The sequence below is a fragment of the Micromonospora sp. SCSIO 07396 genome (assembly GCF_053667945.1).
Genome location: NZ_CM132210.1, coordinates 6,014,567 through 6,036,942, shown reverse-complemented (window position 1 = coordinate 6,036,942; position 22,376 = coordinate 6,014,567). Strand labels below are relative to the sequence as shown.

The window sequence follows — 22,376 nt, the reverse complement described above, 5'->3', positions numbered from 1 at the left end:
CGAGGCGGGCACGGGACGGTCAGGACTTGGTCCAGCGCAGGATCTCGCCGAGCACCAGGTCGCCGGCCTCCAGGTGGGGGAAGTGGCCCACCCCGTCGAGCAGCCGCCACTCGTAGGGGGCGCTGACGTACCGGCCGGAGCCCTGCGCGGTGCGCGGCAGGGACGCGACGTCGACCGCCCCGTGCAGCTGGAGGGTGGGGGTGACCAGGGGCTTCTGCATCAGCCGGACGAACCGGTAGCCGTGCAGCCGCAGCACCGAGCGGAAGGCCCACCGGTAGCCCTCCAGCGCGCAGAAGGCGGCCTGCGGGATGAGCATCGCCTCCCGGCAGCGTTGCGCGTACCCGGCGAAGTCGGGGCTGGCGACCCAGCGCGGGCCGCCCCAACGGCTCAGCATCTGCTGCACCTCGGCGGCGTCGTTGCGGGTGAGCACGTGCTCGTACCGGGGGAACTGGAACTTCAGCGCCGGGGTGGAGGCGGCGAACTGGCCGCGCGGGTCGGCGAAGATGGCCGCGCGCAACCGCAGCGGGTGGGGCGCGCCGAGCACCACCAGCCGGCGGACCAGGGTGGGGTGGAACGAGGCGGCTGTCCAGCCGATCAGCCCACCGGAGCCGGCACCGACCACGGTGGCCGAGCGTTCCCCGAGGGCACGGATCAGGCCGGCGACGTCGGCGGCGAGGGTGTAGCCGTCGTACCCCCGGGGTGGTTTGTCGCTGGCGCCGTAGCCGCGCAGGTCCACCGCGACGGCCCGGAAGCCGGCGTCGGCGATGGCGGGGAGCATCGTGTGCCAGGCCCACCAGTGCTCGGGGAAGCCGTGCAGGAAGAGCACCATCGGCCCGGTGCCCGCCTCGACGACGTGGAACCGGCTGCCGTTCGCGCCGACGAACCGGTGCGTCCACGGCCCCTCGGTGAGGACGCAGGACTCGTCGGTGGGCCCGCCACGCTGCTCGGTCATGGGCACAGCCTAGGACCTCGGTGCCTGTCGATCGCCCAGCCGACCCGGACCGGGCTGCGGCCCGCGACCCGGTCCGGTCCCGGCGGGCTGAGTGGACTCAGCGGACGACGCTGATCCGGACGACTCCGACCGGGGTGCCGGGGCCGCAGGCGGCGGGGGGCGCGGCCGGGTCGACGGTGACCACGACGGTGCTGCCGGCAGCGACGGTGCCGAGGCCGGGGCCGTGCAGCGCGTACTCGTGGCCGTCGTCGGTGACCAGGCCGTAGCACGGGCCGTCGCCGCCCCGGGTGATCCTTCCGGCGAGCCGGTCCGGCCGGCGTCGGTCGGTGGGGTGTCGTGGGGGCGCGGTGGGCCGGCGCAGGGTGGGCGGCGGGTCGGCGGAGAGCGGTGCCGTCGGCCGGTCGGCGGGCGGGCCTGGCGTCGCCACGCGGTCGGCGGGCGTCGCCGCGCGGCCGGCCGGCGGTCGGGGGCCGGCGGGCGTCGCCGCGCGGTCGGCGGGCGGTCGGGGGCCGGCGGGCGGTGTCGGCAGGTCGGCCGGGGACCGGTGGTCGGCCGGCGGGTCGGTGGTCGGGGTCCGGTCGTCGGTCACGGTCGCCTCCGCTCCCGGCGCACCCGCCACGGGTACGCGCAGAGCCAGCCTGCCACGGCGGCGGCGCAGCGGCATCCGGCCGGCCCCGGACGGGCCGATGCCCGGGCAGGAGTCCTGCCCGGGCATCGGGTACAGCAGGTGGTGCGCTGATCAGCGGATCAGGAGAAGCGGACCTTCAGCGAGGTGCCGTTCTGCTCCACAACCTTGATCTTGGTGCCGGTGGCCGGGAGCTTGACGCCGTGGTTCGGCAGCTCCGGGTACCAGTACTGCTTGGTGTCGTCGAACAGCGGCTGCGCGGCCTGGCCGCGGACGTACTGCGGCACGCTGTTGATGTGCAGCGTGAACGAGTCCGCCTTCTTCAGGCTGAACGGCGCGTCGTACACCTGGACGCGGGCCCGCCACGGGGCACCGGTCAGGTTGTACAGCGGCTCCGGGTGCGCGTCGATGATCATGTTCCGACCCTCGCCCGGGTGGTCGAAGGTGTCGTTGTCGGCCCACCGGAGGTTCCAGTAGGAGATCAGCAGACCCTCCTGGTACGCGTAGTGGTCCACGTAGTCCGGGCGGCTGTTCGCGTAACCGAAGTAGTACGGGCCGGTCTTGAGGTACTGGTCGTACGACACGTACGACCGGTTGCCGGCGATGTAGTAGTTGTCGAACTTGCGGATGTAGGTCTCGGCCACGATGCTGAACCCGTTCAGGGTCCAACCGGCGGCACCGGCCTCCGCACCGTCGGTGAGCACGGTCTGCCCGTCGGCGGTGATGGTGATCGCGTCACCGTAGAAGCCGCCCTCAGAGACACCACCGTCGGTCTGGTAACGCAGCCGGAACTGCACCACCTTGCCGGCCGCGGCGTTCATCGGGATGTTGACGTCGACCCACTGGCCGTTGCTGGAGCCGTCCAGGGCGAAGCGCCCGGGGGAGATCTCCTTGAGGGCCTTGCCGTTGGCGGTACCCGGCAGGGTGGACCAGGTCTGGCCGCCGTCGGTGCTGGCCTCGAAGAAGAGGTAGTCGTAGTCCGCCTCGATCGAGTAACGACCCTTCATGGTGAGCGCGGCGCTGGTCTTCCCGGTGAGGTCGATCGTCCGCGTCATCGTGGTGTTCAGGTCGTCGTCGTTGCCGGAGAAGAACTGCTTCGTCCCCTCGAACGGCTTGCCGTTCTGGAAGCTGTACTCCCGCTGCGGCAGCACGACCACGGCACCCTGCGCCTTGTCGGAGTTGTACTCCTGCGGGCCCAGGTTGAGGGTCTTCTGCTGACCGGCCACCACGACCTCGTAGTCGAGCCAGCCGAGCTGGAGCTTGTTCCACGCGCCGAGGTCGCCGCCGCGCTCGCCGATGCCACCGTCGTTCTTGGCACCGAGCCGGCTCTGGGCCATCAGGGTCCAGTGCTCGTTGTTGTTGTCACCGCTGTTGATGACGTTGTAGTCGTCCGGCAGACCGAGGTCGTGACCGTACTCGTGGTAGAAGACGCTCCGGCCACCGTTCTCCGGCTGGATCGTGTAGTCGCCGATCCAGACGCCGGTGTTGCCGATCTGGGTGCCGCCGGCCGGGAAGTTCGCCGGGCCGGTGTTGCCCTGGTCGCTGGCGAAGGCGTACCACCGGTGGCTCCAGATGGCGTCCTCACCCTGGATCGGGTCACCGTCGGCCTGGTCGCCGCCGGAGTGGACGATCTGGAAGTGGTCGATGTAGCCGTCCGGCTCGTTGAAGTCGCCGTCACCGTCGAAGTCGTACCGGTCCCACTGGTCCATCGACTTGACGTCGGCGGCGATCTGGGCGTCGGTGCGGCCGGCCGCCTTCTGGTCGGCGACCCACTGGTTGGCGGCGTCCCGGACCAGGGCCCAGGTGTTGTTGCAGACGTTCGAGGCGCACGGGTAGCCGTTGGAGCGGCCGTACCGGGCCTCGTTGTACTTCACCTTGACCCAGTCGGTGACCTCGCCGTCGACGCTGTAGCGACCCGAGGACTGGGCCTCGTAGTACTGCTTCAGCGACTCGTCGCCCTGCCCGGTGCCGAAGTACAGCTTCCGGTAGTAGTCGGCGTTGTAGTCGGCCTGCCAGACGGTGGAGTTGTCCACCGCCCGGTTGGGGGCCGGGATCTCGTTGTGCAGCGGCCCGTCGAACCGGGTCGGGCCGGGGACGGCCGGGGCCGTGTCCTGGTCCGGGTAGCTCGGGTGCCGCTCGTTGCCGAACTCCGCGAGGATCACAAAGATCTTGTCGGTCTGCTCGCGGCCGAGCTCGACGTACTGGTCCTGCGTCTGGGCGACGCCCGAGGCCGTCGTCCGGGCGTTGCTCCGCCCCGCAGCCTGGGTCTTGCCCACCTTGACGACCGTGCTGCCGTTGATCTTCTGCGCCTTCGCCTTGCCGGAAAGGACCTCGCTGAGGCCCTCCTGGCGCAGTGCCCGCCGCTTGGTTTCGAGCGGGTTGGGCAGATCGTGGTCCGCGTTGGCGGGCTCAGCGATCGACGGGGCGGCCGTCGGGAGCTTCGGCGTCGGCGCAGCGCTGGCGGACGTACCCGTCACCAGACCTGTCGCCGTCAGCGAGAGCCCGAGCAGACCCACTGCGACTTTGCGCACGTGGTACCTCCGGTGTGAGGGAACCGGCCCAACGGGGGTACGGGCCGGCATGGGACGTCCCACTAGTGGGACCCATGGTGAACATAGACACTGCCGGGACGGGTGGGAAGACGTGCGCGTCGATTTGTTGCAAGATTTTGATGGGAACGCTTTTCACCGTCACACACCGGATGTTCACCAACGGTCATGAGCAGCGCGGACGGCCCCGTCGAGAATCGTAGTGACGTATTTCGATTCCGTTGCCGAGATGCAGGAAACGGTGGGCCGCCGGCATGTCCGCCGACGGCCCACCGTTCCCCGAATCAGTCAGTTACTGACCCTTACCACCGCATCGCCGGGCGTACCCGACGCGTGACTTCAGTACTTCGCCGGAGTGATCCGGACAACCGCGTAGGAGTTGTCCGGCGCGGCCGACTCGATCTTGATGTTGACGCCGTTGCGGACCTTCGAGTCCGAGGGGTTGCCGGTGCCGAGCACGATCGCCCCACCGCCCAGCGTCACGCCGTAGAACTCGGTGGCCGGCGTGCCGTCCGGGTTCACCACCCGGGTGGTGTACGGCTTGTTGCCCCGCGACGGGACGACCACCGAGGCGTCGTTGTCCCGGGCGTACGGCGAACCGTCGCGCATCTCGATGCCCGGGTACCAGCCCTTGGCGTCACTGAAGCCCGACACCGGGTGCTGCCGCGGGAACTTGGTGCAGTACGCGCTGTACGGCTCGTCTGCCGCCTCCAGGCACTCGGTGAACGGGTACGTCGGGTTCAGCGAGAACGCCGCGTTCGCCGACTGCGGCCGGCTCGGCAGGTTGTCCAGCACCGACGGGTCCTTCGCCGCCGCCTCACCGGTACGCCGCAGCGGGTCGTAGTGCGAGTCCACAATCAGCAACCCGCCCTTGGCCCCGTAGCTGGGCAGCGCGGTCATCTGCCCGGTGACGTGGTTGACGTCGCCCAGCATCGTGTCCCGGTACCAGACCAGCATGCCCGGCGCGTTGTACGAGATCCGGTCGACCTTCCACGCCTCGTGCGAGTAGATGGTGTCGTAGGCGTACTTCAGGCCCATGTCGAAGCCGTCGAAGTTGCGCCACTCCGCCAGGTAGTACTGCGCCTTGACCTGGGTGCCCGGGTCGATGTGCCAGCCCGCGCCGGTGGTGTCGGTGAAGGTGCCGACGGTCTGCGTCCAGCCGTTCGTGCCGCTCTCCACGTTGTCGCTGAACGTGGTGGCCCCGCCGCCGGTGACCGAGAGGTCGTCGACGAACCAGCCCCGCTCCTGGAACGCCTCGTCGGTGGCGTACCGCAGCCGCACCTGCACGGTCGTCCCGGCGTACGCCGACAGGTCGACCCAGTCGTGCCGCCAACCGGCGGTGCTGCCGGTCAGGCCGTACTTCTTGTTGCCGAAGTCGACCATGCGGCCGTTCGGGTCGGCGTAACCGTCGTTGGTGGAGACCAGTGCGCCGGCCTCGTCGTAGACCTTCTGCTCGGTCCAGGTGGCCCCGCCGTCGGTGGAGACCTCGACGAAGCCGTAGTCCCAGTCGTCCTCGATGACGTAGTTGTTCCACATCCAGAACTTCGCGTCGGCGGCGGCCGGGACGGCCACCTGCCGGCTGAGCTTGACGTCCGCCCACGCCTGGTCGGCGCCGCTGTACCACATCCCGGTGCCGCTGTGCGGCTGGGCGAGGGTGACCACCTTGTCCGGCAGGTCGATCTTGATGCCGTCCTGGGTGCCCACCGGGGTCCGCGAGGTCTGCCCGAGCGTCGCCGTCCGGTTCCGGGTGCCAGGGGCGATGGTCAGCGGATCGGCCCAGCCCAGCACCCACTTGTCCCAGATGCCCATGTGGGTGGGCAGAGCCTGGAAGATCTCACCGGTGTGCGAGCCGGACGCCATCAGGTCCCAGAAGTCGACGTCCGAGTCGGCGTTGCCCGAGGTGTCGTAGAGGTCCGGCAGGCCCAGGTCGTGACCGAACTCGTGGGCGAAGACCCCGACCCCGGCGTCCTCCGGCTGCACGATGTAGTTGGACACCTTCAGGTTGGTGCCGGGGATGGTGTAGCCGCCGGCGACCGTGGAGGAGTGCGCCCAGACCGCGTACACACCCTGGTCGCCGCCGCCGCGGGACTTGCCCTGACCGGCGTGCACCAGGACCAGGTGGTCGATCACGCCGTCCGGCTCGTTGACGTTGCCGTCGCCGTCCCGGTCACCCTGGTCCTCGATGTCGTAGTCGGCCCACGGGAAGTCGGGGTCGCTCGCGGCCAGCGCGTCGATCGCGTCGGTGGCGAGCCGCCCCGCGCCCTGCGGGTTGTCCGGGTGGCCGTTCATCGCCTGCTGCCGGCCGGCGACCCAGGCGCCGGTCTCGTCCTGGAAGCAGCGCGAGGCCGCGTACCAGCCCTCCGAGTGCGGCACGGTGATCCACGGGCTGGCCTGCCCGTCCACCGTGTACGCGCCCTTGGACATCTCCAGGTACATGTTGTGCATGGTGCGGCCGGACAGGTCGATGCCCTTCTTGCCGTCCGGTCCCTTGAGGTCCTTACGGACCCGCTCGGTGATGCCCTGCTTGGTGTAGAGCATCTTGTCGAAGTGGGCCGGCGAGAAGTCCGGCACCCACATCGAGTTGTTGTCCTCGTGCGGCAGGGTCGCCGGGTTGGGGATGTTGTTGTGCTTCGGTCCGTTCTGGACGGTGCCGGGCACGCAGGTGCGGTCCTCGAACACCGTCTTGGGGACCATCACCCCGGTGAAGTCGTCGTTGGCCTGGTCGTTGAACTCGACCAGCAGGGTGAGCAGCTTGGCCGTCTGGGTGCTCTTGGCCTTCTTGAACGCGCGCGGGCTCTGCCCGGTCCGGATCGCCCGCGCCTCGTTACGGGCCAGTTCCCGGGCGGCCAGCGGGTTGCCGCCGGCGAACTTGCGGTCGTACGCGCGGGCCTCGTCCGCCGCCGGGGTGCGGATCCCGTCGGCGCCCCGGACCTCCTTACCCGCGGTGTCCGGCTGCACCTCCGGCTCGGCGTAGTTGAGGTAGTGCTCGTCGGCCCCGATCCGGGTCGGTGTGGCCGGCCCGGCAGGTTGGGCCGCCGCACTGCCGGTCACGGTCAGTGACGAGGCGACGAGAGCGAGGGCGGGCAACGCGACGAGGATTCGTCGACGTGCCCTGGTGGACGGGAGAATGTTCATGCCACTCCGTTTCTCGGGCATGGGAAAGGGATCGCCGGTGAGACCTCTGTCGAGCCCAGTCGATATCGCTGAACCTAAATGAGAAGGGTTCTCACCCGGAAGGGGGCGACGGTGCCTCTGCCCGTTCAGCCCGAGTCGGCTCGGCCTACCGACCGATTCGCACCCCTAAAAAGACGGTGGGTGCCGGCCCTCGCGGACCGGCACCCACCGTCGGGTACGGCTGTCGTCAGTCCTCGTCGGACTTCCCGCCGCTGAGCCCGGAGGAGATCAGCTCCATCACCGAGGAGTCCTGGAGCGTGGTGACGTCACCCAGCGACCGGTTCTCCGCCACGTCCCGCAGCAACCGGCGCATGATCTTGCCGGAGCGGGTCTTCGGCAGCTCCGGCACCAGCATGATCTGCCGGGGCTTGGCGATCGGGCCGAGCGTCTTCGCCACGTGGTTGCGCAGCTCGGCGATGAGCTGCTCACCTGCCTCGCCCGAGGTGTCGGCGGTGCCGCGCGGGATGGCGAACGCGACGATCGCCTGCCCGGTGGTCGGGTCGGTCGCGCCGACCACCGCCGCCTCGGCCACCGCCGGGTGCGACACCAGCGCCGACTCCACCTCGGTGGTGGAGATGTTGTGTCCGGACACCAGCATCACGTCGTCGACCCGGCCGAGCAGCCAGATGTGCCCGTCGTCGTCCTTCTTCGCCCCGTCACCGGCGAAGTACATCCCCTCGAACCGGGACCAGTACGTCTCGATGAACCGGTTGTCGTCGCCCCAGATGGTGCGCAGCATCGACGGCCACGGCTCGCGCAGCACCAGGTAGCCGCCCCCGCCGTTGGGCACCGACTGGCCCTGGTCGTCCACCACGTCGGCGACGACGCCGGGCAGCGGGGTCATCGCCGAACCCGGCTTGGCCGCGGTCACCCCGGGCAGCGGGGAGATCATGATCGCGCCGGTCTCGGTCTGCCACCAGGTGTCCACGATCGGCAGTTCGTCGCGGCCGACGTGCTGCCGGTACCACATCCACGCCTCCGGGTTGATCGGCTCGCCGACGCTGCCCAGCAGGCGCAGCGACGACAGGTCGAAGCCCGCCGGGATGTCCTCGCCCCACTTCATCATGGTGCGGATCAGCGTCGGCGCGGTGTAGAGGATGCTGACCTTGTACTTGTCGACGATCTCCCAGAACCGGCCCTTGTGCGGGGTGTCCGGGGTGCCCTCGTACATCACCTGGGTCGCGCCGTTGGCCAGCGGCCCGTACACGATGTAGGAGTGCCCGGTGACCCAGCCGATGTCGGCGGTGCACCAGTAGACGTCGGTCGCAGGCTTCAGGTCGAACACCGCGTGCGCCGTCCACGCGGCCTGAGTGAGGTAGCCGCCGGTGGTGTGCAGGATGCCCTTCGGGCGGGCCGTGGTGCCGCTGGTGTAGAGGATGAACAGCGGGTGCTCGGCGTCGAACGGCTGCGCGACGTGTTCCGCCGACGCCGTCTCGACCGTCTCGTGCCACCAGTGGTCCTTCGCCGACCAGGCGACCTCCTCGCCGGTGCGCCTGACCACCAGCACGTGCTCGATCGACGGGCAGTTCGCCACCGCCTCGTCCACGGTCGGCTTCAGCGCCGACGGCTTGCCCCGCCGGTAGCCGCCGTCGGCGGTGATCACCACCTTGGCGCTCGCGTCCTGGATCCGGTTGCTCAGCGCGTCGGCGGAGAAGCCGCCGAAGACCACGCTGTGGGTCGCGCCGATCCGGGCGCAGGCCAGCATCGCCACCGCCGCCTCGGGGATCATCGGGAGGTAGATCGCCACCCGGTCACCGGCGACCACGCCCAGGTCGGTCAGCGCATTCGCCGCCTGGCAGGTCAGCCGGTGCAGGTCGGCGTAGGTGAGGGTGCGGGTGTCGCCCGGCTCGCCCTCCCAGTGGATCGCCACCCGGTCGCCGTTGCCGGCCTCCAGGTGCCGGTCCAGGCAGTTGTACGCCACGTTGAGCTGGCCGCCGACGAACCACTTCGCGAACGGCGGGTTCGACCAGTCGAGCACCTCGTCCCACGGCCGGGCCCAGGCCAGCCGGCCGGCCTGCCGCTCCCAGAAGGCGAGCCGGTCCGCGCCGGCCTCGTCGTACGCGCCGGCGGTGACGTTGGCCTGGGCGGCGAGTGCGGCCGGCGGCGGGAACTGGCGCGTCTCGTTCAGCAGGTTGGCCAAGGCCTCGCTCATGCGGTGACTCCTTCGTCGGGTGACCTGCGTCTCTACCCGGCCGAGGTTAGTCCGGGCAACTCGGGACCGCGACACCCCCGATGCCGGCCGGCGCGCTCAGCGGCCGTCCCGGCGCGCTCGACGGCCCGCCCCTCCACCCTGATCAGGATCGGACCCGAGGCCGGCCCGGCGGGTGGCATCCGCCCCGGAGTCACCCGGTCGCTAGCGTGGCGGGGTGACCACCGATCCGCTCGCCCCGCTGCTCGCGCTCGCCGACATCGCCCCCGCCGTCGAGCGGGCCCGCGAGCGGGTCGACCAGGCGATGCGGCACCGCGCGCTGCGCCGCCACGGTGGCCAGGTCGCGGCCGAGGTCGGCCTGCGCAGCGCGGTGGCCAGCGCCGCCCTGGAGGGGTACGACCACGAGCGCGAGGCCGTCCGCGCCGGCACCGTCACCGAACCGGTGCTCCAGGGGGCGCTACGGGTGGCCGGGGCACTGCCCGGGTTGACCGAGCTGTGGCCGAAGGCCCCCCGGCAGGCGCTGGCCCGGTTGCACGTGCTCGCCGCCCGGGACGTCGTCGCCGAGGCGGAGCTGGGGCGGCCGGTCGCCGACCCGGTGGTGGCCGCCCGGCTCGACGGGCTGGCCGGGCTGGTCGCCGGCGGGACGACGGTCTCCCCGCTACTCCTCGCCGCCGTGGTGCACGGCGAGCTGCTCAACCTGCGGCCCTTCGCCGGCCCGTCCGGGGTGGTGGCCCGCGCCGCCGCCCGGCTGGTGCTGATGTCCCGGGGGTTCGACCCGCGCGGCCTGGTCGCCGTCGACGTCGGTCACCGGGAACGGCAACCCGAGTACGTCGGCGCGGCCGGGGCCTTCGCCACCGGCACCCCCGACGGCCTGCGCTCCTGGCTGCGGCACTACCTGAGCGCCGTCGAGGTGGGCGCGGACCAGCTCACCGTCGTCGGCGACGAGATCATCGCCGCCGCCTGACCGGTGCCGGGCGCGGTCAGTCCCGGCGGGTGGCCCGGTTCACCCGGGAACGCAGCGCCCGCCTGGCGATCGGCCCGAGGTCGTCGACGATCTCGATGAGCACGGCGAGCTGGTCGAGCGCCGCCATCGCCCGCTGCACGCCCGCCCGGTCCACCCCGTCATAGAGTTCCAGCCCGACGAACGCGGCGCAGACGGCCCGGGCCAGGCCGGGAACGTCGGCGATCTCGGCGAACGGGGAACCGGCGAGCAGCCGTCGCAGCACCGACTCGATCTCGTCCACCCAGAGTTGGAGCGCGGCGGCGGTGGGCGCGGCGAGCCGCTCGTCGGTCTGCGCCCCGGCCAGCATCTGGGCCAGGAAGGAGACGTTGCCCAGCTCGCGTTCCTGCTCGTGCAGCTCCTGCCCGACGGCGAGCAGTTCCCGTAGCGAGCCCACCCCGGCCAGCCGGGCCGACCAGTGCGCGAGCCGGTCGGCGGTGCTGGCCCGGCAGGCCGCCGTCAGCAGCTCGTCGACCGTGCCGAAGTGGTAGAAGACCAGCGCCTGGTTCACCCCGGCGGCGGCGGCGATGGTGCGGGCGGACACGCCGGCGATGCCGTGCGTACGGATGGCGGTGATGGCGCCGTCCAGGAGGCGCTGCTTGGTGCCGGACATCGTCCTCCTCGTGGGCCCGCCGGATGCGGTGGTGCGATCATCGCATCGGTCACCAGCTGCGCCAGCCAGCCGACCCCGGGCAGCCGCAGGGTCCAGCCGACCACCGCCCAGCCGAGGTGCAGGTGCCCGAGGGCGCGGGCGACGGCGGCCACCCCCCGTTCCGCCGGGCCGTCGCCGTCGACGTACGCCGCCCGCCACAACACCCCCTCGGCGTCGGCGGCGGGCCGGACCAGCAGCCCCACCGGGCGGCGACGGGCGATGAACCGCCAGGTCGCCGCGCACGGACCGCAGGCGTCGTCGAGGAACAGGACCGCCGGCGGCCCCGCGTGGTAGGGCCGCCGACGCGGCCACCAGTCCCTGACCTGCCTCCGGTACGCGTGCCACGCCCCGCCGTGCCGGTCGGCCAGGTCGTGTTCCTCGTGCGGTCGGGCCACCGCCACGCTGAAGGCGACCGCCACCACTGCCGCCAGCACCAGCGCGGAACTGCGGGTGAGCGCGGCGGTGAGCAGCAGCAGGGCCACGGCGGCGGCCTGCATCGGGTTGGCCAGGTAGGCGTACGGCCCGGTGGTGACCAGCCGCACGGGCGGGTCCCACGGGTACGGCGTGCCCCCGCCGTGGGTGACGAACTCGCGGACCGCGGCCAGCGCCGGGGCGGCCAGCACCAGCGCCACCTGGGCGAGGAGCAGCAGGACGGGCCGGGGCAGCCCGGTGACCGCCGCCCACGACCCGTCGCCGACCTCGAAGGCCAGGCCGGGGACCAGCCACAGCAGCAGGGCGGTGAAGACCCCGACCTGGAGCAGCGCGCGTGCCGCCAGGTGCCGCCGGTCGGCACACCAGCGACCGAGCAGTTGCGCCGGCAGGGCCACCACGAGCAGGCCGACCAACTCGCCGACCAGCCAGTGCGGGCCGAGCCGGACCAGTGGGTGCAGCGCCGGCATGGCCACCGCGTCGACCCAGAGCAGCAGGCCCAGCGCCAGCGGCACCGGGAGGGCCCGGCGCAGCAGCACGGGCAGCGGACCCCAGAGCACGGCCCAGCCGATCCACAGGTCGACAGGCATCCCCCGGTAGCTCCCCCGGACCGGGGCGAACGTGTACCAACCGGTACGCCGGGCCAGCTCGTCGAGGGCGGCGATGCCGATGCCGGCGGCCAGGAAGGCCAGCAGCGCCGCGGCCCGACCGGCGCGGCTCCGGTCGACCCGGGCGGCGGCGAGCACGGCCAGCAGCGGCACCGCCAGGCTGAGGTAACGGGCGGCGATCATCGCAGCGCCATCATGTCCAGCAGGTGTCCCGTCCCCGCCCCGAGCAGGACCTGCTGGATCGGCCCGAAGTACCAGGAGGGGTCGAGCCCCCGGGTGTAGTCCACCCGGATGCGCACCTCGGTGTGCCGCTGGTCGACGGCCCGCCAGCTCAGCGTGGCGTGCCGCCACCGGAACCAGCGCGCGGTGATCGAGCTGTCCTCGACGAACCGGAATCCGACCCGCTGCGCCCCCACCGTCTCCACCTCGGCGAGCAGGTGACCGCCGGGGCCGTGCGCGCTGCCGTGGTAGCCGAACATCCACCTGTCGCCCGGGTCGAGCCCGTCTCCGCTGACCTGGCCTGGGGTGGGCACGCCGAGTAGCCGCAGCGGCACCGAGCGCACCGGTACGGGGCGGGGGCCGGCGGCGAGCCGGGCGGCCACCTGGTCGGCCGGCAGCTCCACCACCCGGACCACCTGGACGGACTGGTCGGGTGCGATCCGGGGTGCCGGTCCGCTGCCCTCCAGTCCCGGCAGGAGCAGCAACGGCACCGCGATGACGGCGTACGGGCGGGAAGCGTCGCGCAGCGCGCGGATCAGGGCGGTGGTTCCGTGGGATACCGCGTAGACAAGGGGGGCGGCGAGGATGACGCAGATCGCCCCCTCGTGCAGCGCGACCGCCGCCAGCAGCAGGGCGACCGTGGTGATCACGAAGACCCGACCGTGCGCGGTGCGGCCGGGCAGCAGGGCGAGCGCGGCGGCGAGGGCCGTCGGGAGCAGCACGAAGAGCAGGGCGCTGTCGGCCCGCCCGTCGCGCACGGTGGCGATGAAGACCAGCAGCCCGAAGACCGAGATCAGGCCGGCGAGCACCCAGTTCGCGGCGGTCCGTCGGGGCGGTCGGTCCTGCTCGTTCATCCATGCCTCCCAGTTTTGAGCATCTGCTCAAAATCGAGCATAGGCGTGTTTGAGCGATCGCTCAATCGGGGGTAGGCAGGGAAAGTGCTGCGTGGTGGGTGCCGGTCGTCACTTCGGGTGCGACTGCCGTGCAGATGTTCCGGCGGTCGACCCGGCGGGCGGTGTGGTCGGCGACGGCGGGTGTGGTCGGCGACGATGGGACCGGCTGGTGTGCCTCGACGGTGAGGTGGGCTGTCCGGCCGGGGTCAGGTGGGGCCGGTCAGGTCGTCCGGTGGCCGGGTTCGTCAGGCGGCCTGTACGGCGCGGGTACGGCGGTGCCGCCCGTACCAGGCGATACCGATCGCCACCCCGACACCGACGCCCAGCGCCGCCGCGGCCACCGGGACGGCCGGCCGTTCCCGCAGCCGCCGGCCCAGCGGGATCGGATGCCGGAATTCCAGCACCGGCCAGGCGTTCTCCACCGCGAGCCGGCGCAGCGCCCGGTCCGGATTGACCACACTGGGATGCCCCACGCACTCCAGCAACGGCCGGTCACTGTACGAGTCGGAATAGGCGTACGAGTCGGCCAGGTCGTAGCCCCGGGCGGCGGCCAGCTCGTTGACCGCCTCGACCTTGCTCGGACCGGCCGCGTAGAACTCCACCTCGCCGCTGTAGCGGCCGTCCTGCACGCTCATCCGGGTGGCGATCACGTCGGTCACCCCGAGCAGCGCGCCTATCGGCCGGACCATCTCCTCGCCGGAGGCGGAGACCAGCACGACGTCCCGGCCGGCCGCCTGGTGCTCCTCGATCAGCGCGGCGGCCTCGGCGTACACGTAGGGGTTGATCAGCTCGTGGAGCGTCTCCGCGACGATCTGACGGACCTGTTCCACCCGCCAACCCTTGCAGAGTGCGGCGAGATAATCCCTGGTCCTGGCCATGGTCTGCTCGTCGGTGCCGCCCAGCCGAAACATCAGCTGCGCGTACGCCGACTTCACGACGTCCCGTCGTGTGATCAGCCCGTCCCGGTAGAACGGCCGACCGAATGCCAAGGCGCTCGACTTGGCGATGACGGTCTTGTCCAGATCGAAGAAAGCGGCACTTCGGCCCACGGCGCGCAAGTCTAGTCCGATGCGGTGGGGTCGGCGGGCACCCTGGGTCCATACGCCACTCGACCTGCGCGAGCACTCCGACCACGAATGCTCAACGTGATCGCAGTCACACGCTCCGAACATAATTTCGCAATGAGTGGGGTCGACAACACTCGACGTGAACAGTCCGCTCGGGCAGACTTGTCCTCACGACAACGATTCATGTGCCGGAAAGCTGAGAGACCCTCGGCGGTCGCACCCCCCGTGACCGCCGGGCCGGTTCGGCTCAACCCCCCCGGAGCCGAACCATTCGACGACCCCCGTCTCCCCCCGACGGGGGTCGTCCCTTTCCCATGGAAGCGCTCCCGGCCAGGTCACAGGTCGTCATCTTCCTTGTCGAGGCGGTGTGCCGATGGCGTTTCCTCGGCCGGAGGCAGCAAAAAGGCAGCGGAGCCGTCGAACGCCTCCAGGACCCGGTCCGCATAGTTGTCCGGGGTGTGGGTGTACCGGTTGAGCGTCGTCGACGCCTGTTCGTGCCCCATGACCCGCTGCACCAGATTGATCGGGACGCCGTCGGTGACCAGCCAGGTGGCGTAGGCGTGCCGCAGGTCGTGGAACCGCATCCCGCCAGCGGCCTTTGCCGCCACGCAGGCGACGGCTTCCCGCTCGGTGGTGAACTCGGCCGACCACTCGACGCCTTCCTGATCGGTCCAGACCGCGCGGTACCGGTGCGGGCCGGTGGCGACGACCTGGCCGAGCAGTCCGGCGCGGACCAACGACGGCAGCCAGACCCGACGCCGGAAGTTCGACCGCCGCAGCGGACGTCCCACCCGGTCACGAAAGACCAACGTGCGCGGGTCCGGGTCGTCGGTGGCGGCGTGCAGCTCGCGGAGCACGGCCAGCAGGAAGCCCGGTAGCGGTACGGTCCGGACCCCGGCGCGACTCTTCGGGTACGGGCGCAGCACGATCCCGCCGTGGGTCTCCTCGGCCACCTGGACCACACGCAGCGATGCCCGGTCGAGGTCGACCGACGACCACGTCAGCCCGGCGCACTCACCCCAGCGCAGCCCGGCCCCGGCGGCGGTGGAGACGATCGCCCGGTGGCGGGGTGGCACGGCGGGCAGTAGCCGACCGAGGAAGTCTTCCCGGCTGATCGTGACCGGCTTGACGTCGCGGGACCGGTCGCGTGGCAGCTTCACGCCCTCGGCCGGGTTGGTGGCGATCAGTCGGGCCTGAACCGCCGTCCGGAGGATCATCGAGAGGAGTTGGTAGCACTTGGCCACGGTGGTGGGGGCGAGATCCCGACCGAGGCCGCTCACCCACTCCTGCACCGACATGAAGTCGACTTTGCCGAGTGGCCAGTCACCCCACTTCGGCAGGACGTGCGTGCGGAGCATGGACACGGTCCGCTCGGTGGTGCGCGCCTCGACGGTCCGGGTGGCGAGCCACTGTTGGGCGAAGTCGCCGAAGCGGAGGCGGCCGGCATGCGGGTTGACGTAGGTCCCCCGGTTGAGGCTTCCCTCGACCTCGGTGAGGTAGACGTTGGCCTCCCGCTTGGTGCGGAAGCTCTTGGACTTCTGCCCGCCGGCAGGGTCGCGCCAGCAGGCGCGGTAGGTGCCGGCCGGAGTCTTGCGGACGAAGCCCATCAGCGCCTCCGCCCGTGCTCGGTGCCGGTGGCGGCGGCCGGTTCCTCGGTGACGCCGTCGAGCCAGGTGTGGAAGCGGGCACGGGGAATCAGCCAACGACCACCCAGGCGGGTCGCCGGGATCGAGCCGTCTCGGACGAGGGCGTACGTACTGCCCAGCGAGATGCCCAGCAGCTTGGCGACCTCCCGGACGGTGTAGGTGACCGGCCCGACGACGGTGGCCCCGGAGCGTGGGACGAGCCGGACGACGGGACTCGGGCGGGCGGTGGTGCTCATGACGGATGACCTCCCCAGGTCTGTTCGGATCGGGCGGCAGCCGGCGCGATGCCGGCCGGGGCGGTGCCGAGTTCGTGAGCGAGTTCCTCGCGGCCGGTGGCTTGTCGCTCCCGGGCCATGGCGGCGGCGGTGTTGGCGAGGAGGGCGTCTCCCGTGGTGTGCCAGCCGACCCCGGCGAAGGTGAGGGTGCCGACGATCAGCGTGGTGTCGTCGGGCTCCTCGACGAGCTGGCCGCCGGTCAGGTGCGCGTGGTCCTGGTCTTCGTGCTGCCGGTAGTGGCGGCGGGTGTCGCGCAGGAGTTGGAAGGTGACGGAGTACCGCCGGGCCTTGGTGAGGAAGTGGCCGCCGAAACCGAGCATGTGCGCCCAGCGGCGCAGCCGGGCGTAGGGGTTGGTCGTCGGTCTGTTGGCCGGTTTGGTGTCAAGGGCGGCTTGACGGTGGGCGACGCAGACGGGGCAGGCGGCGTATCGGGTGTGGGTGCCGCAGTCGGGGCACTCCCAGCGGTCGACGAAGCCGGGCCGGGGCCGGTGGTCGCGGGGCCGCTGGGACAGCGGGACGGGGGTGCCGGTGGGTCGGCCGAGTCGCCAGCAGGCGTCGATGAGGCGGGCGGTGTGGTCGCCGTCGGGGTCGGCGTGGTCGCCGATGGTGTCGGCGGTGAGCCTGACGGAGCGGTGCCCGGTTACCTCGGTGCTCTTGGTGGCGTACTTGGCAAGGTAGCCGGCAACCATGCTGTCGGTGACCTCGCCGTGCCCGTTCAGCGTGATGGGTCGGATGTCGAGCTGTTCGCCCCAGGCGATCGGCCAGCCGTCGGGCCGGTCGGGGTGGGTGGGGGTGGTGAACGCGACCTGCGCGGCGGCGTGGCGGAGCGCGTCGACGAGGTCGGCGGTGTTGAAGGCGGCCGGTGGTGGGACGACGGCGGCGGGGTCGTCGGGGTCGACGCCGTCGAGGCGGACGAGGGCGTGGAAGTGGACCGCTCCGCGTGCCTGGAACTCGGCGGCCTTGCCGTGGGACAGCCGGACCGGTGGGACGGTGCGGGTGTTGCCGGCGGCGGTGACGACTTGGACGCGGGGGATGCCGCGCCGTCGGGCGAGTTTGGCGAGGTGCCGTTCCGCAGCCTGCTTGGTGCGGTGCCACAGCTCGCCCGAGAAGAGGTTCCAGACGGTCTGGTGGTCGTGGTCGTAGCAGTCCAAGCACAGTGGTTGACCGAGTGCGGTGTCACCGGGTTCGTGCCTGGCCCAGCAGACGGCGGGGCGGCCGTGTGGGCAGCGGCCGGCGGTGGGGTCGGTGGCGCGGCGGGCGTGGCAGGGGTCGGGGCGGCAGTCGCAGCGCTTGCGGTTCCGGCAGGTGTGCTTGCGGACGGCCCGGACGTGGACCGGTCCGAACGACGGTGCGGTGAAGGTGGGGAACACCGCCGGATGCTGGGTGACGGTGTCGGGTACGCCCTTGCCGCCGACGAGGCCGGCACGCAGGAGCTGGTAGGCGTCGCGTTGGTAGGTGTGGGCGCAGGAGGGGCAGACGGTGGCGCGTCGGTTGCCGCAGGCGGTGTAGATGACCGAGTCGGGCATGGCGTCGGTGTGCCGCTGGTCGAGGACCCGACCGGTGGTGGGGTCGACGGTGAGGAGTTGGCCGGCGAGGCGGATGGGGCGGGTGCAGCCGGCGGCGGCGCGGGCGTGCTCGATCCAGCCGAAGTAGTCGGGTCGGGTGGCGCGTTCGAAGGCGGAGCCGGCGGCGGTGTAGTCGTAGATGGGCGGGATGGTGTCGGCGTTCGAGCCCACCCCCCGGGCCGAAGCGCGGGGGGTGAGGTCCAGCGTCGAGCCCATCAAGCCGCAGTCCCGTCGGGGGTGCGGGTGGTGATGGTGCGTTCGGTGACGATGACCCGGCAGGCGCCGCACTGGCGCTTGGTCGGTTCGTGCCGGTGGCAGGGGATGAGTGCGGTCGTCTGGCCGCAGCGGACGGTGACCGGTGTCCGGCAGGGTCCGCCCGGGATGACGTCGACGACGGTGCGCCGAATGTCGTACGGATGCCCTTCCGGGTAGACGGGGCAGGTGTGGGTGACGTGTTCGATGTCGACGATGACGATGGTCATCGGGCACCACCGGTCAGGGTGGTGAGGAGTTGCCCGGCGACGGCCGGGGTGACGTCGAGCCGGTCGGCCAGTTCGCCCGGGGTGATGGGTGCCCCGGTGTTCTGCTCGTGCTGAACGGCGGCGAAGCGGGCCATGGGCAGCAGATGGGTAGGGACATCGACCGGCTCCGGTGCCGGCGGGTTGACGGGTTGTGGCGCGACAGCCGAAACGGTGACGGGCTCCGGAGTGTTGGCCGGGAGGGGTTCCGGGTCGGTGGTGATGGCGGCCGGCGGTGCCGACTCGGTGGTGACCTGCTCAGCCACCTGGACGTGAATCGGCTCGGACGGCTTGGCGGCCGACGGAATGGCGTCGGTGCTGGCGGGTGCCGGGGCGAGGACGAGTTTCACCAGGGCCATGAAGGCCAGGGCGGGTACGGCGGACAGGAGCCACCCGGAGATGCCCGGTTTGGCGACCGCGAGTTGTGCGGCGAGGGAAAGGCCGGCGGCGGCGATGAGCAGGAACAGCGGGTAGCCGATGGAAGCGCCGAGCCGGCGGCGTCGGCGGATGGTCAGTAGGCAGGCGATGGGGACGAGTTCGGAGATGACGGCGTTGGCCCAGCCGAACCATTCGCCGGTGCCGGTGGGGGAGTTGGCGAGGGTCCAGTCCTTGACGTGGGTGAACGAGGCCGCTCCGGCGAAGCCGGCGACGGCGATGAGGATGAGGACCAGGACGACACCCTCCACACGGGTGTCGGCAGTCAGGGTCTTCGCGGGCATCAGTGGCCTCCGTGGCAGTCGAGGCAGCAGCCGTAGCGGCGGGGGATGTAGTAGGGCTGCACCAGGCCGCAGACGGCGCAGGTGCGGCGGGCGCGGAGCGCTTTGGCGATGGCCTCCCGCTGGGCGGGCGTGGCGGTCCGCTTCGGCTTGGCGAGGTCAAGGCGGTAGAGGTAGGCGACCCGCTTACCGCGACGCCAGAGGACCTGGCAGACGGGTTCCTGCCCGGCGGGCCGGAGGCCGGCGGCGCGCAGTTGCCGCCGGGTAGCAAGGCCGTCGGGGGCCATCCGGTACGGATAGGTGGGCATGCCGTAGCGGCTGCCGGTCGGGTCGTAGAAGACGGTCATGAGCGGTCTGCCCAACGCTGTTGGGTGGCCTGGCGGGAGATGCCGAGGCGGGAGCCGATCTCGGCCCAGGAGTAGCCGAAGGCCCGTAGGCCGATGACGGCGTCACCGATGGCCCGGTCGAGGTGGTCGGAGAGGGCGACGAGGTCGCGGAGTGCTTCGACGTCGCCGGTGGCGACGCGGCGGCCATGGGCGCGGATGATGCGGCGGGTGAAGGCGGCGAACTGGTCGTTCTCGACGACCTCCCGACGCTTCTGAGCCGGGACGGATGGCGTCAAGGACGCCTTGACGGTGCTCACCTGTTCTCACCTCCGGCGGTGTGGAGGCGGTCCCACTCGGTGGCGGCGGCCTCAAGGGCGGTGACGACCTGCTCGGCGGTGCGGGTCGGGTCGTCGTTCCAGGAGTAGGGGGAGGTGTGTTCGTCGAGGAGGTAGCCGTCCTCGTCGATGAAGAACACGGGCGCGGTGGCGTCGAGGTGGTCGACGAGCACGTCGAGAGCGGTGACGTAGTCGGCGATGGTGTCGCCGTCGAGCTGGGCGAACTGCTCGACTGGGCGACCGGTGCAGGCGATGCGGATAGCCCCGGCGGCGCAGGCCGGCGGGGTGGGGATGTCGGTGGTGGGGGCGTAGTAGGTGCCCTGGTGCCAGCCGTGCCGGCGCAGGTAGAGGGCAGCCATCCGGAGCAGGTCAGCAGGGGTGACCGTTCCGGTGGTGGGTGGGTTCTGGGTAGCCTTCACGGCAGCCACGTCCTTTCAGAAGGGCTTGGTGGGAGGTCGGCGGAACCGGTCTGCTTTCCAGGGCTTGAGCCGGTTCCGTCGGCCGTTCAGTTGGTGCGTAGCCGCAGGTGGCGGCGGAATCGGGTGGGGTCGTCGGGCAGCGGCACGGGCGCGGAGGCGAAGGCGAGAATCCCGTGGTCGGCGGCCAGCTTCAGGAGCGTGGCGAGTTCGGCGGGCGTGCCGACGACGAAGCGGTTGACGTATCGGGTGGTCGGTCGCGGGGTGCGACGTGCGTGGATGCGCTGGAGCAGGCTCATGCGGCGGTCTCCCAGTCGACTCAGGTTCCGGTGGGTGCGGATAGGCGGGTGGGGCGACGGGTCCAGGTGGCGTAGTCGGCGATGCCGGCGATCTGGGCGTCATCGAGGTAGGCCACCTTGATGCGGCGAGGGGTGCCGCCTTCGGCGATGAGGTAGGCCGCGCCCTGGTTGGTGGGGGCGATGTCGGTGGCGGTGTAGCCCTGCTCGGCCCAGCCGTGACCGAGGACGATGTTCGAGCTGTTGGGGGTGGTGCAGCGGAACGCGGCGCGGTAGCCGAACAGGTCCCGCAGGCTGGTGGGGATGATGTCGAAGGACGGCCGCTGCGTCGCGGCGATGACGGGGATGCCGGCGGCACGTCCCCGGGCGACCAGGTCGCGGAGCAGGGCGACGAACTCTTCCTGCTCCTGCTTGCTGCCGATGGTGGCGGAGTAGAAGGCGATCTCGTCGACCAGCACCGTGATGACGGAGAGTCCGTCGAGGGCGGTGACCTTGCGACGCCCGTGGGCGCGTAGCCAGGCGTAGCGGTTGTTCATCACCGTTTGCAGGCGTCGTAGGACGTCGAGGGCGGCGGTGATGTCGGGGCCGATGAACGCGTCGGCGCAGTCCTCCCACTGACCCAGCTCGACGAGCTTGCCGTCCAGTAGTACAAGGCGGGAGTCGACGGAGAGCGCGGCGTGAGCGGCGATGGTGTTGAGGAGGCCGGACTTGCCTCCACCGGGTTCACCCCCGGCGAGGAGGTTTCGGTAGGCCAGGGTGATGTAGACGTGCTGGCCGAACTCGTCGATGCCGATGAAGATCGGGTCGAACATCGACAGGCCAGGCCCCACCGGAATGCCGGCGGTCGGGGCGGATGCCGTAGCCATGGGTGCCCTCCTTGGGCGTTGGTGGGCGCGGGAAGCCATACGAAGGAGCCCGTAGGGCTCCCCGCGTCCGGGTCGGGAAGGGGTGGGATCAGAGCCAGTCGGAGAGGTCGTCGGCGTCCGACGACGGCGCGGGGGCCGGCTTGCTGCCGTTGGCCGACGTGGCGGCCTGCTTCTTGGGCTGGACGGGCAGGGTGATGGTGGGGGCCTGGACGTCGGGCAGGTCCAGGGCGGTGGGGATGACCGGCGTCGGCCGGTCGGTGGCCGGGGCGTCGGGGTCGATGACGTCGGCCAGGGGAGACGTGACGGTGGCGGTGAGCACCTCGCGGCGCTTGATGTCGAACCGCAGGTACGCGGCGTTGCCGTCCGAGGCCCGTTCGACCAGGACGGATGAGGCGTGGCAGGTCACGGCGATCTTGTCGAGGCGGCCTTCCAGGTCCGCCAGGGACAGGCCGGGCCGCAGGTAGACCCAGACCCGCTCACCGACCGGGGTCGGCGTGGCCCAGAGGATCAGCGGGAGGGAACCCGACTGGTTGGCGATGATGAACTGCGCGAAGCACACCCGCAGCCGGTGGCGCACGATCAGGCACCACACCCAGGCGACGACCTGACGGCGCAGAGCAGGAACAGCAGCGGGAACGCCGAGGACGACGGCGACGACGGCCAGGGTGACCGGGGTCGGAGTGTGGGTGGCGAGCTGCACCCAGCCGGTGAGCAGTAGCACGGCCAGGACGATTTCCGGGGTCCACCACCACAGCAGCCGCAGTACCGGCCAGATGCGGACCAGGAGCCAGGCCAGCGCGCCACACGGGACGCTGACGGCCGCGCCGATGAACAGCGCGATGATCGGGTGTACGTAGGCAGCGGCCACCACGGCAGCGAGGACGCCGATGATGACCGCAGTGAGGATGAACGCCATACGGGCGTTCCGGGCTGACGACCGGTGAACCTTGGCCTCGATGACCGTCACGGTCCCGATTGACTTCCGCCCGAACGAGCGGCGAGGGCTAGACTTGGACATGACACGTCCTCCCAAGCGATTGGGCTGGATGGGTTGGAGAGCACGGGGTCGGCAGGTGTAGGAGCCAGTACCGGCCCCGCGC

At 71.3% G+C, this 22,376-nt stretch carries 21 protein-coding genes; 1 reads left to right on the top strand and 20 read right to left on the bottom strand.

Going from position 1 to position 22,376, the window contains the following annotated elements; translation table 11 throughout:
* Positions 1–19: 19 nt before the first annotated feature.
* The 5 genes from ACWCHM_RS26435 to acs all read right to left on the bottom strand — a co-directional run bounded on the left by ACWCHM_RS26435 (position 20) and on the right by acs (position 9,452).
* Positions 20–952, bottom strand: coding sequence for an alpha/beta fold hydrolase (locus ACWCHM_RS26435; RefSeq protein ID WP_454220253.1), 933 nt, complete (start codon positions 950–952; stop codon positions 20–22).
* 97 nt (positions 953–1,049) lie between these two features.
* Positions 1,050–1,541 (bottom strand): hypothetical protein, encoded by a 492-nt coding sequence (locus ACWCHM_RS26430; protein WP_454220252.1) that lies wholly within the window; start codon positions 1,539–1,541, stop codon positions 1,050–1,052.
* A gap of 158 nt (positions 1,542–1,699) precedes the next feature.
* The gene (locus ACWCHM_RS26425) at positions 1,700–4,093 is read right to left on the bottom strand and encodes an immune inhibitor A domain-containing protein (RefSeq protein ID WP_454223186.1); all 2,394 of its coding nucleotides are present in this window, start codon (positions 4,091–4,093) and stop codon (positions 1,700–1,702) included.
* A 372-nt stretch (positions 4,094–4,465) separates the two neighbouring features.
* Positions 4,466–7,261, bottom strand: coding sequence for an immune inhibitor A domain-containing protein (locus tag ACWCHM_RS26420; protein WP_454220251.1), 2,796 nt, complete (start codon positions 7,259–7,261; stop codon positions 4,466–4,468).
* A gap of 226 nt (positions 7,262–7,487) precedes the next feature.
* Complete coding sequence (gene acs / locus ACWCHM_RS26415) at positions 7,488–9,452, bottom strand: acetate--CoA ligase (RefSeq protein ID WP_281901159.1); 1,965 nt, start codon at positions 9,450–9,452, stop codon at positions 7,488–7,490.
* Between the two features lie 214 nt (positions 9,453–9,666).
* On the opposite strand from acs, the gene ACWCHM_RS26410 reads away from it, so the two are divergent.
* Entirely contained in the window at positions 9,667–10,413 is a 747-nt protein-coding gene (locus tag ACWCHM_RS26410) for a Fic family protein (protein WP_281901157.1), read from the top strand.
* A 16-nt stretch (positions 10,414–10,429) separates the two neighbouring features.
* On the opposite strand, the gene ACWCHM_RS26405 is transcribed toward ACWCHM_RS26410, so the two are convergent.
* The 15 genes from ACWCHM_RS26405 to ACWCHM_RS26335 all read right to left on the bottom strand — a co-directional run bounded on the left by ACWCHM_RS26405 (position 10,430) and on the right by ACWCHM_RS26335 (position 22,294).
* Complete coding sequence (locus ACWCHM_RS26405) at positions 10,430–11,062, bottom strand: TetR/AcrR family transcriptional regulator (RefSeq protein WP_421489612.1); 633 nt, start codon at positions 11,060–11,062, stop codon at positions 10,430–10,432.
* Entirely contained in the window at positions 10,957–12,321 is a 1,365-nt protein-coding gene (locus ACWCHM_RS26400) for a methyltransferase (RefSeq protein WP_454220248.1), read from the bottom strand. Before ACWCHM_RS26400 ends, ACWCHM_RS26405 begins: the two co-directional genes overlap by 106 nt.
* On the bottom strand, positions 12,318–13,211 hold the full coding sequence (locus ACWCHM_RS26395) for a hypothetical protein (RefSeq protein WP_281901152.1): 894 nt from the start codon (positions 13,209–13,211) through the stop codon (positions 12,318–12,320). The genes ACWCHM_RS26400 and ACWCHM_RS26395 overlap by 4 nt, the downstream gene beginning before the upstream one ends.
* 284 nt (positions 13,212–13,495) lie before the next feature.
* Complete coding sequence (locus tag ACWCHM_RS26390; protein WP_194823264.1) at positions 13,496–14,308, bottom strand: HAD family hydrolase; 813 nt, start codon at positions 14,306–14,308, stop codon at positions 13,496–13,498.
* A gap of 344 nt (positions 14,309–14,652) precedes the next feature.
* A complete protein-coding gene (locus ACWCHM_RS26385; RefSeq protein WP_454220245.1) occupies positions 14,653–15,924 on the bottom strand; it encodes a tyrosine-type recombinase/integrase in 1,272 nt (423 codons plus the stop codon).
* A complete protein-coding gene (locus tag ACWCHM_RS26380) occupies positions 15,924–16,199 on the bottom strand; it encodes a helix-turn-helix domain-containing protein (protein WP_454220243.1) in 276 nt (91 codons plus the stop codon). The genes ACWCHM_RS26385 and ACWCHM_RS26380 overlap by 1 nt, the downstream gene beginning before the upstream one ends.
* The gene (locus ACWCHM_RS26375; protein WP_454220241.1) at positions 16,196–18,019 is read right to left on the bottom strand and encodes a replication initiator; all 1,824 of its coding nucleotides are present in this window, start codon (positions 18,017–18,019) and stop codon (positions 16,196–16,198) included. The genes ACWCHM_RS26380 and ACWCHM_RS26375 overlap by 4 nt, the downstream gene beginning before the upstream one ends.
* Complete coding sequence (locus ACWCHM_RS26370) at positions 18,019–18,285, bottom strand: hypothetical protein (protein WP_454220239.1); 267 nt, start codon at positions 18,283–18,285, stop codon at positions 18,019–18,021. Before ACWCHM_RS26370 ends, ACWCHM_RS26375 begins: the two co-directional genes overlap by 1 nt.
* Positions 18,282–19,040, bottom strand: coding sequence for a hypothetical protein (locus tag ACWCHM_RS26365; protein ID WP_454220237.1), 759 nt, complete (start codon positions 19,038–19,040; stop codon positions 18,282–18,284). The genes ACWCHM_RS26370 and ACWCHM_RS26365 overlap by 4 nt, the downstream gene beginning before the upstream one ends.
* Positions 19,040–19,384 (bottom strand): RRQRL motif-containing zinc-binding protein, encoded by a 345-nt coding sequence (locus ACWCHM_RS26360; RefSeq protein WP_454220235.1) that lies wholly within the window; start codon positions 19,382–19,384, stop codon positions 19,040–19,042. The genes ACWCHM_RS26365 and ACWCHM_RS26360 overlap by 1 nt, the downstream gene beginning before the upstream one ends.
* Entirely contained in the window at positions 19,381–19,680 is a 300-nt protein-coding gene (locus ACWCHM_RS26355; RefSeq protein ID WP_454220234.1) for a hypothetical protein, read from the bottom strand. The genes ACWCHM_RS26360 and ACWCHM_RS26355 overlap by 4 nt, the downstream gene beginning before the upstream one ends.
* Positions 19,677–20,117: a DUF6197 family protein gene (locus ACWCHM_RS26350; protein ID WP_454220233.1), complete on the bottom strand. Its 441-nt coding sequence runs from the start codon at positions 20,115–20,117 to the stop codon at positions 19,677–19,679. The genes ACWCHM_RS26355 and ACWCHM_RS26350 overlap by 4 nt, the downstream gene beginning before the upstream one ends.
* Positions 20,118–20,203: 86 nt before the next feature.
* Positions 20,204–20,413, bottom strand: coding sequence for a hypothetical protein (locus tag ACWCHM_RS26345; RefSeq protein WP_449859736.1), 210 nt, complete (start codon positions 20,411–20,413; stop codon positions 20,204–20,206).
* Between the two features lie 20 nt (positions 20,414–20,433).
* Positions 20,434–21,276, bottom strand: coding sequence for an FtsK/SpoIIIE domain-containing protein (locus tag ACWCHM_RS26340; RefSeq protein WP_454220232.1), 843 nt, complete (start codon positions 21,274–21,276; stop codon positions 20,434–20,436).
* Between the two features lie 88 nt (positions 21,277–21,364).
* Complete coding sequence (locus ACWCHM_RS26335) at positions 21,365–22,294, bottom strand: hypothetical protein (RefSeq protein ID WP_454220231.1); 930 nt, start codon at positions 22,292–22,294, stop codon at positions 21,365–21,367.
* Positions 22,295–22,376 lie beyond the last annotated feature (82 nt).